The following is a 14,279-nucleotide window of genomic DNA, read 5'->3' as shown; positions in this document are numbered from 1 at the left end:
ATATGACTACCCGTCAGATTCGGGAAGGGGGTGTGCGCGTGGTGAGGGTGTGGGGAGGTGTGCCCGCCTCCGCGGGGTCTGCCCTCGCGGGTGCCGTCCTCCGCGTACGCCTGCCCGCACGAGGTGTCGTCCTCCGCGTACGCCTGCCCGCACTAGGTGTCGTCCTCCGCGTACGCCTGCCCGCGCGAGGTGTCGTCCTCGGCGGGTGCCTCCGTGGCAGGGAGTCGGCTCAGGCCGTCGCGGCGCAGTTCGGGCAGATGCCGCGGTAGGTCACCTCGACGTCGGACACCGTGAAACCGAACCGCTCGTCGCTCGGCAGATCCGCCAGCGGGTCACCCGCCGGGTGGACGTCGCGGATGGTGCCGCAGCGCGCGCAGACGAGGTGGTGGTGGGGGCGGTGTGCATTCGGGTCGTACCGCTTGGCCCGGCGGTCCGTGGAGACCTCGATGACCTCACCGAGCGTCACCATCTCGCCCAGGGTGTTGTACACGGTGGCGCGGGAGATCTCGGGCAGCTTGGCGACGGCCCGGGCGTGGACCTCGTCGGCCGTCAGATGTACATGGTCGCCGTCGAGGACCTCGGCCACGACGCGCCGCTGGGCGGTCATGCGCCAGCCGCGTCCGCGAAGTCGTTCCAGCAGGTCACTCATGAGAACAAGCCTAACAGCGGGAGGCCGGACTCCGAACAAGTGTGACATTGGATGCCAGCTTGACTTGGACTTAGTCCATTGTAGGATCAACTCGATATACGCCGAAGAACAGCCCGTACAGAACGTGGCGAAATATGCAGGATCGACGCAGGAGGCGCACGTGACGCAGGGACCGCTCACCACGGAGGCCGGGGCGCCGGTCGCGGACAACCAGAACAGTCAGACCGCGGGCGTCGGAGGTCCGGTCCTGGTCCAGGACCAGTCACTGCTGGAGAAGCTCGCGCACTTCAACCGCGAACGCATACCGGAGCGCGTCGTGCACGCCCGCGGCGCCGGCGCGTACGGCACGTTCACGCTGACCCGGGACGTCTCGCGGTGGACGCGCGCGAAGTTCCTCTCCGAGGTCGGCAAGCAGACCGAGACCTTCCTGCGCTTCTCGACCGTCGCGGGCAACCTCGGGTCGGCCGACGCGGTGCGCGACCCCCGCGGCTTCGCCCTGAAGTTCTACACCGAAGAGGGCAACTACGACCTCGTCGGCAACAACACCCCGGTGTTCTTCATCAAGGACGCCATCAAGTTCCCGGACTTCATCCACACCCAGAAGCGCGACCCCTACACCGGCTCGCAGGAGGCGGACAACGTCTGGGACTTCTGGGGCCTGTCGCCCGAATCCACCCACCAGGTGACCTGGCTCTTCGGGGACCGCGGCATTCCGGCCACGCTGCGTCACATGAACGGGTACGGCTCGCACGCGTACCAGTGGAACAACGAGGCCGGCGAGGTCTTCTGGGTCAAGTACCACTTCAAGACCGACCAGGGCATCAAGAACCTCACCCAGGCCGAGGCCGACGTGCTCGCCGGTGAGGACCCGGACAGCCACCAGCGCGATCTGCGCGAGTCGATCGAGCGCGGCGACTTCCCGTCCTGGACGGTGCAGGTCCAGATCATGCCGGCGGCCGAGGCGGCCACCTACCGCTTCAACCCGTTCGACCTCACCAAGGTGTGGCCGCACGAGGACTACCCGCCGATCGAGATCGGGAAGCTGGAGCTCAACCGCAACCCGGAGAACATCTTCGCCGAGGTCGAGCAGTCGATCTTCAGCCCCGCGCACTTCGTGCCGGGCATCGGTCCGTCGCCCGACAAGATGCTCCAGGGCCGTCTCTTCGCGTACGGCGACGCCCACCGCTACCGCGTCGGCATCAACGCCGACCACCTTCCGGTGAACCGTCCGCACGCCACCGAGGCGCGCACCAACAGCCGTGACGGGTACCTGTACGACGGCCGCCACAAGGGCGCGAAGAACTACGAGCCGAACAGCTTCGGCGGTCCGGCGCAGACGGACCGGCCGCTGTGGGAGCCCGCCTCGGTCACGGGCGGAACCGGTACGCACGAGGCTCCGCGCCACGCCGAGGACGACGACTTCGTGCAGGCCGGAAACCTCTACCGGCTCCTCTCCGAGGACGAGAAGGCCCGGCTGATCGGCAACCTCGCGGGGTTCATCGCCAAGGTGTCGCGCGACGACATCGCCGAGCGTGCGATCAACAACTTCCGTCAGGCGGACGGCGACTTCGGCAAGCGCCTGGAGGCCGCGGTCCAGGCTCTGCGCGGCTAGGCGGTGCCTGCACCACGGCGGGCCGGGCCTCTCTTCGGAGAGGGCCGGCCCGCCGGTCGTTCGCGGGGCTCAGCCGACGAGTTCCTTGTGGTGGCGGCGCCTGGTGGGCGTCCAGCAGCGCAGGATGTCGCGTACCGAGACGACGCCGACGGGGCCGTGGTCGTCCAGCACGATCAGATGGCGGAAACCGCCGTGTGTCATGGCCTCCGCGGCCTCTTCCAGGGTCCAGGTGGGCGCGGCGAAGACCACGTCGGTGGTGGTGTGGGTGGCGGCGGTCTCGATATCGGGGTTCTGGCCGGAACCGATCGCGTGGAGGATGTCGCGCTCGGTGAGAATGCCGAGCCCGCTGGTGTCCTGGTCGAGGACGACCGCGGCTCCGATGTGGCGGGCCGACATGAGTCGGGCGGCCTGGCGGAGTGTGTGGGCGGGGCCGATGGTGAGGACCAGCGTGCTCATGGCGTCACGGACGAGCATGAAGAGAGCCACCTCCTACGTGAAGCGACTGAGTGAGTCGGTTCACAAGTTCACAAGCGGGGGAACTCTCAGCGTTGCATCGATGCGCGACGGGAACAAGGGGAGAAGGGATCGTCCGAGGGGCGTGCGGTGGTGCGCGATGCCCCTCGGGGGCGCGATTCCGTTCAGTAGCGCTGGTTCAGATAGCCCAGCAGTTCGTGGTGAAGGGGTCCGTTCGAGGCCGCCGCGTTTCCGCCGCTGGGGCCGGACACCCCGTCCAGGCTGGTGAACGTCCCGCCCGCTTCCTGGACGATGATCGCGTTCGCGGCCATGTCCCAGAGCGAGAGTTCCGGCTCCGCGCAGATGTCGACCGATCCCTCGGCGACCATCATGTAGGGCCAGAAATCCCCGTACCCGCGCGTGCGCCAGCAGGCCCGGGTCAGATCCAGGAACCCGTCGAGCCTGCCCTGTTCCTCCCAGCCGCTCAGCGACGCGTACGCGAACGAGGCGTCCGCGATCCGCCCGACCTTCGACACCCGCAGCCGGGTCGCGGAGGTAAGACTGCGGCCGGAGAACGCCCCGGCGCCCTTCGCCGCCCACCAGCGCCGGTTCAGCGCCGGGGCCGACACCACGCCGACCACCGGCTGGAAGCCGTCCTCCCCTGCCTCCATCAGCGAGATCAGCGTCGCCCAGACCGGCACACCGCGGACATAGTTCTTGGTGCCGTCGATCGGGTCGATGACCCAGCGCCGCGGGCCGGTGCCCTCGATTCCGTACTCCTCGCCCAGGATCGCGTCGCGAGGCCGCGCCCGATGGAGATGGCCGCGGATCAGTTCCTCGGCGGCCTTGTCGGCCTCGCTCACCGGTGTCATGTCCGGCTTGGTCTCGACCTTGAGGTCCAGAGCCTTGAACCGGTCCATCGTCGCCGCGTCGGCGGCGTCCGCCAGTACATGGGCAAGGCGCAGATCATCGTGGTAATCGGGCATGTCGTCACAGTATCGACCGCGGGTGAACAGAGCCACAGGACCCCGCGGCCCGCCGGGGCCATTGACAGCCTCCGGGAGCGCGTCAACTCTGGGACGCGGAGCCCTTGGCACGGGAGGCGACGATGCGCACAGCGCGAGACGCGTTACTGGACGCCGCCCGCTCGGCGCTGGCCACCCTGCCCTGGTCGGCGGTGCGCATGGTCGATGTGGCCTCCGCCGCCGGAGTCTCCCGGCAGACCCTCTACAACGAGTTCGGCAGCAAGGACGGCCTGGCCCGCGCCCTCGTCCGCAGCGCCGCCGACGGCTATCTGGCCGGAGTCAAACAGGCGTTGGGATCAGCGGGCGGTACGGAAGACAGGCTGGCCGCCACCGCTGCCTGGACCGTCCGGGCCGTCCGTGCGGACGGCCTGGTCAGGGGGCTGCTCACCGGGTGCTGGAGCGAGCGATTACCCCGTCCCGAGCGCCCCGCGCCGCCGACCGACTCGCTCGTACCCGCCCAGCGGCGTGCCGACGCGGGGATGCCGACGCCCGCCGAACTGCTCGGCCAAGCCGCCGCGCGGACGGTGGCAGCCCTCGACGAGGGGCGGTCGCCGCACGATCCGGTGGTGCCGGCCGAGACCTGCGAGATCGCGTTGCGGCTCGCACTGAGCTACGCGCTGGTCCCGGCTCCCACCGGAACCGAGAGGGATCCGGCACCGCTGGTCCGCGAGGTGGTGGGGCGCCGGTCCGGTGGCTGAGCGCTCGGTGTGCGGGGTGGAGCGGGGCCCGCTGGGTGAGCGCTCGGGGCGTGAGGTGGGGGAGTGGGGTCTGCCAGGTGGGCGCCCGGTGTGCGGAGTGGGGCAGTGGGGCCCGCCGGCTGAGCGCTCGGCGTGCGGTGATGGAGCGTCGGCGTGTCGACTGCGTGCTCGGTGGCGCGCGTGGGGAGCGGTGGTGGACGGCCGCCGTTCGGTCAGTGGGACGAGCCCGAGAGCTGCAGCCCGATCACACCGACGATCACCAGGGAGATCGAGACCAGCTTGAGGGTGGAGACCACGTCGTCGAGGAAGACCATGCCGTAGATCGCGGTGCCCGCCGCGCCGATCCCCGTCCACACGGCGTAGGCGGGCCCCACGTCGAGCTTCTTCAGCGACAGCGTCAACAGACCGAAGCTGCCCAGGGCGAAGACGCAGAACGCGATGGTCGGCCAGAGCCGGGTGAAACCGTGTGAGAGCTTCAGGCAGACGGCGAAGCCGGTCTCCAGAAATCCCGCGACCACGACCAGCAGCCACGCCATCGTCAGTGCCCTCCCACGTCGGTGACCGCCTTGCCTCGCTGGGTGTGATTATGCACTTACCGACGACACCAGATCGCAAACGTGCCCGGATCAGTCGCCTTCGCGTCGCTCCCGGGTGGCCATCAGCCGCCGCAGCGACTCCAGCCGCGCCGGATCGGCGTGACCGGCCGCCACCCAGGCGTCCAGGGCACATTCCGGTTCCTGGCTGTCGTGGGTGCAGCCGCGGGGGCAGTCCGCGGCGGCGGGCTCCAGGTCCGAGAACGCGTGGATCACCCGGGTCGGGTCGATGTGGTTCAGCCCGAAGGAACGCACCCCGGGGGTGTCGATCACCCAGCCGCGATAGTCGGGCAGCGGCAGCGCCAGCGCCGACGTGGTGGTGTGCCGGCCACGTCCGGTGACGGCGTTGACCACCCCGGTGGTACGCCGCCGGTCCTTCGGTACCAATGCGTTGACCAGCGTCGTCTTTCCGACACCGGAGTGCCCGACGAAGGCGGTCACCCGGTCGTTCAGCTGCTCGCGGACCCGCTCGGCCGCGTCGCCGTTCTCCAGCTCCTCACGGTTGGTGACGACGAACGGGACACCCAGCGGGGTGTACGCCTCCAGCAGCTTGTCCGCGGAGGCGAGATCGGACTTGGTCAGCACCAGGAGCGGCGAGAGCCCACCGTCGTACGCGGCGACCAGACAGCGGTCGATCATCCGCGGGCGGGGTTCCGGATCGGCCAGTGCGGTGACGATCGCCAACTGGTCGGCGTTGGCGACGACCACCCGCTCGTACGGATCGTCGTCGTCCGCGGTCCGGCGCAGAACCGAGTGGCGCTCACCGATGCGGACGATGCGGGCGAGCGTGTCCTTGTCGCCGGACAGATCGCCGACGAGGGAGACCTTGTCACCCACCACGGCGGCCTTCCGGCCCAGTTCACGGGCCTTCATCGCCATGACCGTACGGCCGTCGACGAGGCAGGTGAGACGGCCGCGGTCGACGGTGAGGACCATGCCTTCCTCGGCGTCCTCGTGCTTGGGGCGGATGTGGGTCCGGGGTCGGTTGCCCTTGCGGTTGGGGCGGATCCGGATGTCGTCCTCGTCGGGGTTCTTGCCGTAGCGGCGCATGTCTCAGGCCCCGAGCATTCCGGTCCACATCTGCGGGAAGTCGGGCAGGGTCTTGGCGGTTGTCGCCACGTTCTCGATCTCCACTCCGGGGACGACCAGGCCGATGATCGACCCCGCGGTTGCCATCCGATGGTCGTCGTACGTATGGAAGGTACCGCCGTGCAGCGGCCGGGGCCGGATGCGGAGTCCGTCGGCGGTCTCGGTGACATCGCCGCCGAGATCGTTGATCTCCTTGGTGAGCGCGGCGAGCCGGTCCGTCTCGTGCAGCCGCAGATGGGCGACGCCGCTGAGGGTGGACGGACCGTCGGCGAGCGCCGCGACCGCAGCGATGCCCGGGGTGAGCTCGCCGACCTCGCCGAGGTCGACGTCGATGCCGTGGACACGCCCCGAACCGGTGAAGGTGAGGCCGCGCTCGGTCAGCTCGCAGCTGCCGCCCATCGCGGTGAAGATCTCCCGCAGGGCGTCACCGGGCTGGGTGGTGCGCTCGGGCCAGTCGGGGATGGTGACCCGGCCGCCGGTGACCAGCGCGGCGGCGAGGAACGGCTGGGCGTTGGAGAGGTCGGGCTCGATCGTCAGATCGCGGCCGAGCAGGGCGGAGGGGGAGACCCGCCAGACGTTCGGCTCGCCGCCCGTCTCCGGCTCGTCGACCTGGGCACCGACGGCCCGCAGCATGTCGACGGTCATCCGGATGTGCGGCAGGGAGGGCAGCCTGTCGCCGGTGTGGCGCACCTCCACCCCCTGGTTGTAGCGCGGCGCCGACAGCAGCAGCGCCGAGACGAACTGGGAGGACGAGGAGGCGTCGATCGCCACCGGTCCGCCGTCCAGCGCCCCGCTGCCGTGCACGGTCATCGGCAGTGAGCCGCGCCCGTCGTCGTCGATCCGGGCGCCCAGCACGCGCAGCGCGTCGATCACGCCGTTCAGCGGGCGTTCGTAGGAACGGGGGTCGCCGTCGAAGCGGATCGGACCGTCGGCGAGCGCCGCGACCGGCGGGAGGAAGCGCATGACCGTTCCGGCATTGCCGACGTCGATCGTGGTCGGGCCGTGCAGACCGGCCGGGATGACCCGCCATGCCTCGCCGGAGCCGTCCGGGCCGCCCGCCGCGGAGGAACTGGACGACACCGTCTCCTCGACGGCGACGCCCATCGCGCGCAGCGCCTCGGCCATCAGCAGGGTGTCGCGGGAGCGCAGCGGGCGGCGCAGCCAGCCGGGCTCGGCGGCGAGAGCGGCGAGCACGAGAGCGCGATTGGTGACCGATTTCGACCCGGGCACGGTGACGGTGGCGTCGACGGGGCCGCTCGCTCGGGGGGCGGGCCAGAGGGCGGGGTGCACGGAACTTTCGGTCATGGACCTCACTTTAGTGGCACACCGCAATCCCGAATCTCGACCAAATGAGAAGAAACCGGTGAGTAACGAACGTGTGGTACGTGCCGGCGGGTGGCGGCGGTCGTCCTCACATGCCGAGCAGCCAGCGCCCGCCGCCGATCAGCGAGCAGAGCGACACCGCGTGGAAGAGGAACAACCAGAGCGCCGCCGGCACATCCGTCAGCCGCGACAACTGGTCCGCGTCCGAGTCCGGCGCACCGCCGTACCGCCGCTTCGACTGGAGCTCGAAGGCCGGACGCACGCCCCCGAGCAGGAGGAACCAGACGACGGTGTACGCGAACAGGGACTGCACGGCGGCCGAGGCGAGCCAGGACACCAGCAGGAAGGCCGACCCGGTGAAGATCACCGTCAGCGCCCCGTACAGATTGCGGATCATCACCAGCATCACCGCGAGCAGCGCGGTGGCCAGCCACAGCAGCAGCGTGATCCTGCCGTCGACCAGGAGCCACGCCCCGCCCAGGCCCAGCAGCGGCGGGGCGGTGTAGCCCGCCGCCGCGGTGAGGATCATCCCGATGCCGGTCGGCTTGCCGCGGCTGACGGTCAGCCCGCTGGTGTCCGAGTGCAGCCGGATGCCGGACAGCTGCCGTCCGGTGAGCAGGGCGATCAGTCCGTGCCCGCCCTCGTGCGCGATGGTGACCGCGTTGCGGGTCAGCCGCCATATCGGGTTCGGTACGACGGCTATCAGCGCGAGCGTTCCGGTCACCACCACCAGCCACTGCTCGGGTGCGGGCTGGGTGCCGAAGACGCGGTCCCACAGATTGCCCAGATCGGTGCTGTTCATGGTGTGGGCGGCTCCTTGCGGCATCGGCTTCGGTATCGGCGTCTTGTCGTCGGGACGGTCGTGGCAGTCTGGCACTTATGTGCGGACGGTATGCAGCGAGTCGGCGGCCCGAGGACCTGACCGGACTCTTCCGGGTCGAGAAGTGGGAACCGGCACAGAGCCTGGCGCCCGACTGGAACGTGGCGCCGACCAAGGAGGTCTACGCCGTACTGGAACGTCCTGTGAAAGACGCAGACGACCCGCGTCCGGTTCGCCAGCTGCGTGCTCTGAAATGGGGGCTCGTGCCGTCCTGGGCGAAGTCGCCCGAGGGCGCCGCACGGATGATCAACGCCCGTGCGGAGACGGTCCACGAGAAGCCGTCCTTCCGCCGCCCCTTCGTCTCCCGGCGCTGCATCCTGCCCGCCGACGGCTACTACGAGTGGGTCACCGGTGCGGACGAACGGCAGCTGGAGGAGAAGGGGAAGCGGAAGCGGCCGCGCAAGCAGCCCTACTTCGTGACACCGGCCGACGGATCCGTCTTCGCGATGGCCGGGCTGTACGAGTTCTGGCGCGACCGGACCCTGCCGGACGACCACCCGATGGCCTGGTGGGCGACCTGCTCGGTGATCACGACCGAGGCGGAGACCACCCCGCTCGCGGTCGCCCCCGCCGAGGGCCCGGCCGCGCTCGCCGACATCCACCCGCGGATGCCGCTGATGCTGACCCCGGACCGGTGGGACGCCTGGCTCGACCCGTCGCACACCGGTGTCGAGGAGCTGAGGGCGCTGCTCGCGCCGCCGCCGGGCGGGCTGATGCGGGCCTATCCGGTGGCCACGGCCGTCAGCAACGTCCGCAACAACGGTCCCGAGCTGCTGGCGGAACTGGCCGCGCCGGAAGCGAGCACGCTGTTCTGACCCCGGGGTGACCGGGCAGGATGGGGCACGTGAGTACCGCACAGACAGGCCGCAGGACCGAGACGGTCGACACGGACGCCGGGCCGGCCAGGATCACCTGGCTGCCCGCGGGGAACGCCTGCCTGGTGCTCGCCGTCAGCCACGGTGCGGGCGGCGGCGTCGAGGCCCGTGACCTCCGGGCCCTGGCCGCCGCGCTGCCCGTCCACGGGGTGACCGTCGCCCTGGTGGAGCAGCCGTGGCGGGTCGCCGGCAAGAAACTCGCGCCCGCCCCGAGGACGCTGGACACCGGATGGCGGGGCGTGTGGCCCGCGCTCACGGCCGCGGGCCTGCCCGTCGTCGCGGGAGGACGCAGCGCCGGGGCACGGGTGGCCTGCCGCACGGCGGCGGAACTCGGCGCCCACGCCGTCCTCGCGCTCAGCTTCCCGCTGCATCCGCCGGGAAAGCCGGAGAAGTCCCGCAAGGACGAGCTCCTCGGCTCCGGCGTACCCACCCTCGTCGTACAGGGGGGCAACGATCCGTTCGGGCGGCCCGCCGAATTCCCTCCGGGGGAGTACGAGATCGCCGAGGTGCCCTTCGGCGACCACGGGTTCGCCGTACCGAAGAAGGCCGGCCTGACCGAGGATCAGGCGATGGAGATCCTCACCACCGCCGTGACGGAGTGGCTGTCCACCCTCGTATGACGTGTGCCCTGCGGGTTCTGCCGGTCCTATGACGTGCACTCGCCGCGGTTTCCGCCGGTCGTACGACGTACGTCCTGTGCGGGTTCTGCCAGTCGTACGACGTACACCCCCTGCGGGTTCCGCCGGTCGTGCCCGTCGGCGGCGGCACCGGATCGCCTCCCCCGGGAATGTTGAACGAGGGGCCGCTGTTGTGCATGTCATCGGTACATCAACGTCGTAAGTGGAGAGGGAGTCCGTCGCATGGGTTCGACCATCTGCCCGCGCCGCTCGAACGCCGCTGACCTGGAGTGGACGGTCCTTCACGCGGCCAGTACCACTTCCGAGCGGGCACTGAGCGGATCGGATCGACAGCCCGTCTCGAAGCAAGGTCGACTATTCTCCGATTCGAGCGGTTCCGGCATCGGATCCGCCACAGCGTTGGAGGAGGTGGGTCCGGTCACTGGGACCGACACAGGGACCGACGACGGCCGCGCGCAGGAGACGGCCGCCGAGCGCAACGCGCGCTTCGAGCGGGACGCCCTCGGTTTCCTCGACCAGATGTACTCGGCCGCGCTGCGCATGACGCGCAACCCCGCGGACGCCGAGGACCTGGTCCAGGAGACGTATGCCAAGGCGTACGGCTCCTTCCACCAGTTCCGTGAGGGCACCAACCTCAAGGCGTGGATGTACCGCATCCTCACCAACACGTTCATCAACTCGTACCGCAAGAAGCAGCGCGAACCCCAGCGCAGTGCCGCTGAGGAGATCGAGGACTGGCAGCTGGCGCGGGCCGAGTCGCACATGTCGACCGGACTGCGTTCCGCGGAGTCGCAGGCTCTCGACCACCTGCCCGACTCGGATGTGAAGTCCGCTCTGCAGGCGATCCCCGAAGAGTTCCGCATCGCCGTGTATCTCGCCGATGTCGAGGGCTTTGCCTACAAGGAGATCGCGGACATCATGGGGACTCCCATCGGTACGGTGATGTCCCGACTGCACCGGGGCCGCCGCCAACTGCGCGGCATGCTGGAGGACTACGCCCGCGAGCGCGGGCTCGTCCCCGCCGGTGCCGGAGAGTCGGACGATCGGAAAGGCTCGGGCTCATGAGCTGCGGAGAGCCGCACGAGACGGACTGCTCAGAAGTCCTCGATCATCTGTATGAGTTTCTCGACCACGAGATGCCCGACAGCGACTGCACCAAGTTCGAGGTGCACTTCGAGGAGTGCTCCCCGTGCCTGGAGAAGTACGGCCTGGAACAGGCCGTGAAGAAGCTCGTCAAGCGCTGCTGCGGCCAGGACGACGTACCGACCGATCTGCGCTCCAAGGTGCTGGGCCGGATCGATCTCATCCGCTCGGGGCAGGCAGTGCCCGAGCAGGACGTGACGGCCTCCGAGGCCGGCCGGCCCGCCGCCGCCAAGGAGTAATGACGTCCGGGCACCGCCGAGGAGCAACGACGTCCTCCGGTCGCCCCGCGTAGCCGCCGGGAAGTGACCCCGGCCGGCCGTCCCACGCAGCCCCGCCCCCGCCTCGCCGCCGCCCCGCCCCCAGGCAGCACCCGGATCCCGCGCTTATCACCCGAATGTGCTAATCGGGCTCGTTGAGGCTCGGCGGGATCCGCAACTCGCTAGCCTGGCGCCTCCATTGACCATCGTGGGGGGCGGGCGGGGCGGGTGAGGACCACACGCGGGGCGGCGCGCGCATACATTCTGGCGGCCGTGATCGGCGCCCTCTCCTGTGTGCTCCCCGTGCTGAGGACGGGCGCCGGGATTCCGTGGGCCACCGTCGGGCTGCTCACCGCGCTCCATCTGGCCTGCGAACTCCCCGGGCGCCGCCCCTTCTTCGGCGGCTCCGTGCCGGTCAGTGCCGGATCGTTCTTTCCGCTCCTGCTCGCCGCCGCCTTTCTGCTGCCGCCCGCCGCGGCGGCCCTGGTCGCGATCCCCGGATCACTCATCGGCCGGGTGGAGACCGCGCCCGTCACCGCGCGCCGGATCTGGCGGGCCGCGCAGCTCGCCGTCACCGTCTGGGCGGCCTCGTCCGTACACGGCCTGCTCGGCGGCACCGCGGCGCTCGGTGGCACCGGCACAGGCACCGATCGGCTCCCGGACCTTCCCTACGCCGTGCTTCCCGCCTGCGCCGCCGCCCTGGCGTTCAGCCTCGTCCTGGCCGCTCTGGACGGCTCCATCCTCGTCGCGGCCGAACGGCTGCCCCTGCGGCGCGCCTGGAAGGGACTGCTGCCCCGCTCGCTCGGACCGCACCTGGTGCACGGACTCGCCGGACTGATGATGGCCGTCCTGTGGCGCGGTCCGTACGGGCCGCTGTCCGCGCTCATCGTGCTGCTGCCGATGTACCTCTCCTGCTGGGTCTTCGCCCAGTACCACCGGGAGCACGCCGCTCACCGCGCCACCATCAGGGCCCTGGTGCAGGCCGTCGACATCAAGGACACGTACACCCGCGGCCACAGCGAACGCGTCGGGCGGGCATCCGTCCTCATCGCCGGCGAACTCGGCATGGACCAGGGCCGGCTGGAGGTCCTCCGGTTCGCCGGAATCCTGCACGACGTCGGCAAGCTCGGCGTCCCCACCCGCGTGCTCCGCAAGGACGGACCGCTCACCCCGGAGGAACGGAGGGTGATCGAGCTGCACCCGGAATACGGGCACGAGATCGTCCGGGGCATCGGCTTCCTCGGCGAGGCACGGGCCGCGATCCTCCACCACCACGAACGGCTCGACGGCAGCGGCTATCCGTACGGGCTCAGCGGACGGGAGATCCCCGAGTTCGCCCGGGTCGTCGCCGTGGCGGACGCCTTCGACGCGATGACATCGACCCGCTCGTACCGGCGAGGGAGGCCGGTGCCCGCGGCGCTGGAGGAGCTGGAGCGGTGCGCGGGCACACAGTTCGACCCGCAGATGGTGCGGGCGCTGGTGCGGGCGGTGGACCGGCACGGATGGTCGGCGACGAGCGCGATGACCGCGGTGACGGCGGACGAGGCGCGGGTGGGGCCACCGCGGCCCACGGCGGCGGACGGCGGTGCGGCAGCCGCCCGAGTCCCCGTTCAGCCTCGGCCGCCGCACGGGCCCGACCCTGCCACGCCCGGTCCCCGGCCGTCGGCGGACCGTCGCCGGTGAGCGCGGACCGGACCGCGGCGCGACCGCCTCGCGCCGTCCTCGCCGTCCACGGCGCGGCCGTGGTGCTCGCCGCCGCCGGGCTCGGCCACACCCTCTGGGACGGCGTCCACGAACCCGGACACGCGCTCGCCTTCGGGGTGCTCATCACCGTCGGCGAACTGGCCCGCTGGGGCGCGCTGCCCGGCGAGCGCGAGCCCGCGCCGCTCGGAGCCGCCGGAGCACTGGCGTACGCCCTCCTCGGCCGCAGCGGCGGCGCACCCACCACCCACGGCGTCCTCCAGGTCATCGCCGTACTCGTCGCGGCCCAGCTCGTCGCCTGCGTGCCCCATGTGGCGCGCGGCAGCGGCCCCACCCCCGACCGGGTGGCCCGCCGCGTCCTGACCGTCACCTTCGCCGCCGTGTGCTTCCAGCCCCTGCACAACTCCGGCCGCGCCGCCGACTGGTTCGGCGAAGGCCCGTCCTACGTGCTCCTCATGCTCCTGCTTCTCGTCCTGACCGCTCTGTGCGACGCCGTGCTCGCCGCCCTGCTGCTGCGCTCGCGCTGCGTCCCGCACGGCTTCAGGAGCAGAGGAGGCACTCCTCCGCCCTACGGGCCGCTGCTCCGCGACGAGCTGCGCGGCCTGATCGGCATCGGCTCGGCGGTCTGCGCGACCGGGGTCGTGATGGCCCTCGGCGTCGCCGTCGCCGGGCTGTGGGCGCTGCCCGTCCTGTGCGTACCACTGCTCCTGACCCAGATCTCGTTCCGACGGTTCGCCGCCGTGCGCACCACCTATCGGCAGACGATCGCCTCGCTCGCACGGTCCACCGAGATCGCCGGATACACCCCGCACGGGCACGCCCGCAGGGTCGCGGTGCTCTGCACGGCCGTCGGACGTGAGCTGGGGCTCTCCGGCAGCGAGCTGACCGTGCTGGAATACGCGGCCCTGATGCACGACATCGGCCAGCTCTCGCTCGTCGACCCGGTCCCGGACGGGGCGACCGCCCCCCTGCCCGCCGCCGAGCAGCGCCGCATCGCGCTGCTGGGCGGAGCCGTGGTCCGGCAGACCGGGGTGGACACCCGGGTCGCCGTCGTGGTGGAGCGGCAGGCCGACCCCTACCGCGAGCAGCCGTTGTCCGCCAGGATCGTCAGAGCGGTCAACGCATACGACGACCTCTGCGGGGAAAGTCTCACCGGGCCGCTGGGTGCGCTGGAAGAACTCAGGCTCGGCACCGGGCACGACTACCAGCCCGAAGTCGTGGAATCACTGGCCCGGGTTCTGGCCCGGGGCGGTCTGACTCCCGTCCCGCCCGGGTAACCCATGGGTAATGAGCGGGTGTCCGGCCCGGCATGGTTGGATGCGAAGAGAGCGGAAAACGAGGGT

The 14,279-nt window shown here is 70.7% G+C and carries 15 protein-coding genes; 8 read left to right on the top strand and 7 right to left on the bottom strand.

Annotation, left to right across the window (positions count from 1 at the left end):
* Positions 1–229 precede the first annotated feature (229 nt).
* Positions 230–649, bottom strand: a complete 420-nt coding sequence (locus ACFVUT_RS07045; protein ID WP_389644104.1) for a Fur family transcriptional regulator — start codon at positions 647–649, stop codon at positions 230–232.
* Positions 650–809: 160 nt separating this feature from the next.
* Between ACFVUT_RS07045 and ACFVUT_RS07040 the strand changes: the two genes are divergently transcribed.
* Positions 810–2,261, top strand: coding sequence for a catalase (locus ACFVUT_RS07040; RefSeq protein ID WP_389644107.1), 1,452 nt, complete (start codon positions 810–812; stop codon positions 2,259–2,261).
* Between the two features lie 69 nt (positions 2,262–2,330).
* Here the strand turns inward: ACFVUT_RS07040 and ACFVUT_RS07035 are convergent, their stop codons facing one another.
* The gene (locus ACFVUT_RS07035; protein WP_389644110.1) at positions 2,331–2,735 is read right to left on the bottom strand and encodes a cyclic nucleotide-binding/CBS domain-containing protein; all 405 of its coding nucleotides are present in this window, start codon (positions 2,733–2,735) and stop codon (positions 2,331–2,333) included.
* A 164-nt stretch (positions 2,736–2,899) separates the two neighbouring features.
* Entirely contained in the window at positions 2,900–3,700 is an 801-nt protein-coding gene (gene hisN / locus ACFVUT_RS07030; RefSeq protein WP_389644113.1) for a histidinol-phosphatase, read from the bottom strand.
* Between the two features lie 122 nt (positions 3,701–3,822).
* On the opposite strand from hisN, the gene ACFVUT_RS07025 reads away from it, so the two are divergent.
* Entirely contained in the window at positions 3,823–4,437 is a 615-nt protein-coding gene (locus ACFVUT_RS07025) for a TetR/AcrR family transcriptional regulator (RefSeq protein WP_389644115.1), read from the top strand.
* A 212-nt stretch (positions 4,438–4,649) separates the two neighbouring features.
* On the opposite strand, the gene ACFVUT_RS07020 is transcribed toward ACFVUT_RS07025, so the two are convergent.
* The 4 genes from ACFVUT_RS07020 to ACFVUT_RS07005 form a co-directional block, all read right to left on the bottom strand.
* Positions 4,650–4,973 carry a DMT family transporter gene (locus tag ACFVUT_RS07020; RefSeq protein ID WP_389644118.1) on the bottom strand — a complete coding sequence of 108 codons (324 nt, stop codon included), beginning with the start codon at positions 4,971–4,973 and terminating at the stop codon, positions 4,650–4,652.
* A 90-nt stretch (positions 4,974–5,063) separates the two neighbouring features.
* A complete protein-coding gene (gene rsgA / locus ACFVUT_RS07015) occupies positions 5,064–6,080 on the bottom strand; it encodes a ribosome small subunit-dependent GTPase A (RefSeq protein ID WP_389644120.1) in 1,017 nt (338 codons plus the stop codon).
* Positions 6,081–6,083: 3 nt separating this feature from the next.
* The gene (aroA, locus tag ACFVUT_RS07010; protein ID WP_389644123.1) at positions 6,084–7,424 is read right to left on the bottom strand and encodes a 3-phosphoshikimate 1-carboxyvinyltransferase; all 1,341 of its coding nucleotides are present in this window, start codon (positions 7,422–7,424) and stop codon (positions 6,084–6,086) included.
* 106 nt (positions 7,425–7,530) lie between these two features.
* The gene (locus tag ACFVUT_RS07005; protein WP_389644126.1) at positions 7,531–8,244 is read right to left on the bottom strand and encodes a M50 family metallopeptidase; all 714 of its coding nucleotides are present in this window, start codon (positions 8,242–8,244) and stop codon (positions 7,531–7,533) included.
* Between the two features lie 77 nt (positions 8,245–8,321).
* On the opposite strand from ACFVUT_RS07005, the gene ACFVUT_RS07000 reads away from it, so the two are divergent.
* The 6 genes from ACFVUT_RS07000 to ACFVUT_RS06975 all read left to right on the top strand — a co-directional run bounded on the left by ACFVUT_RS07000 (position 8,322) and on the right by ACFVUT_RS06975 (position 14,213).
* Complete coding sequence (locus ACFVUT_RS07000) at positions 8,322–9,137, top strand: SOS response-associated peptidase (RefSeq protein ID WP_389644129.1); 816 nt, start codon at positions 8,322–8,324, stop codon at positions 9,135–9,137.
* 29 nt (positions 9,138–9,166) lie between these two features.
* On the top strand, positions 9,167–9,817 hold the full coding sequence (locus ACFVUT_RS06995; protein WP_389644131.1) for an alpha/beta family hydrolase: 651 nt from the start codon (positions 9,167–9,169) through the stop codon (positions 9,815–9,817).
* A gap of 426 nt (positions 9,818–10,243) precedes the next feature.
* Positions 10,244–10,900 carry a sigma-70 family RNA polymerase sigma factor gene (locus ACFVUT_RS06990; protein WP_389644134.1) on the top strand — a complete coding sequence of 219 codons (657 nt, stop codon included), beginning with the start codon at positions 10,244–10,246 and terminating at the stop codon, positions 10,898–10,900.
* Positions 10,897–11,217, top strand: coding sequence for a mycothiol system anti-sigma-R factor (gene rsrA / locus ACFVUT_RS06985; protein WP_389644137.1), 321 nt, complete (start codon positions 10,897–10,899; stop codon positions 11,215–11,217). The genes ACFVUT_RS06990 and rsrA overlap by 4 nt, the downstream gene beginning before the upstream one ends.
* A gap of 246 nt (positions 11,218–11,463) precedes the next feature.
* Positions 11,464–12,918, top strand: coding sequence for an HD-GYP domain-containing protein (locus tag ACFVUT_RS06980; RefSeq protein WP_389644140.1), 1,455 nt, complete (start codon positions 11,464–11,466; stop codon positions 12,916–12,918).
* Positions 12,915–14,213 (top strand): HD-GYP domain-containing protein, encoded by a 1,299-nt coding sequence (locus tag ACFVUT_RS06975; protein ID WP_389644143.1) that lies wholly within the window; start codon positions 12,915–12,917, stop codon positions 14,211–14,213. The genes ACFVUT_RS06980 and ACFVUT_RS06975 overlap by 4 nt, the downstream gene beginning before the upstream one ends.
* Positions 14,214–14,279: the final 66 nt, after the last annotated feature.

It is taken from the genome of Streptomyces sp. NPDC058051 (assembly GCF_042885475.1).
Classification (GTDB): Bacteria; Actinomycetota; Actinomycetes; order Streptomycetales; family Streptomycetaceae; genus Streptomyces.
Note: the sequence above shows the minus strand (reverse complement) of the source record. Positions and strands in the feature narration are given on the sequence as shown.

Coding starts and splice junctions, on each gene's coding strand:
- ACFVUT_RS07045 (WP_389644104.1), bottom strand. CDS start 649: ATGAGTGACCTGCTGGAACGACTTCGCGGACGCGGCTGGCGCATGACC.
- ACFVUT_RS07035 (WP_389644110.1), bottom strand. CDS start 2,735: ATGCTCGTCCGTGACGCCATGAGCACGCTGGTCCTCACCATCGGCCCC.
- hisN (WP_389644113.1), bottom strand. CDS start 3,700: ATGCCCGATTACCACGATGATCTGCGCCTTGCCCATGTACTGGCGGAC.
- ACFVUT_RS07025 (WP_389644115.1), top strand. CDS start 3,823: ATGCGCACAGCGCGAGACGCGTTACTGGACGCCGCCCGCTCGGCGCTG.
- ACFVUT_RS07020 (WP_389644118.1), bottom strand. CDS start 4,973: ATGGCGTGGCTGCTGGTCGTGGTCGCGGGATTTCTGGAGACCGGCTTC.
- rsgA (WP_389644120.1), bottom strand. CDS start 6,080: ATGCGCCGCTACGGCAAGAACCCCGACGAGGACGACATCCGGATCCGC.
- aroA (WP_389644123.1), bottom strand. CDS start 7,424: ATGACCGAAAGTTCCGTGCACCCCGCCCTCTGGCCCGCCCCCCGAGCG.
- ACFVUT_RS07005 (WP_389644126.1), bottom strand. CDS start 8,244: ATGAACAGCACCGATCTGGGCAATCTGTGGGACCGCGTCTTCGGCACC.
- ACFVUT_RS07000 (WP_389644129.1), top strand. CDS start 8,322: ATGTGCGGACGGTATGCAGCGAGTCGGCGGCCCGAGGACCTGACCGGA.
- rsrA (WP_389644137.1), top strand. CDS start 10,897: ATGAGCTGCGGAGAGCCGCACGAGACGGACTGCTCAGAAGTCCTCGAT.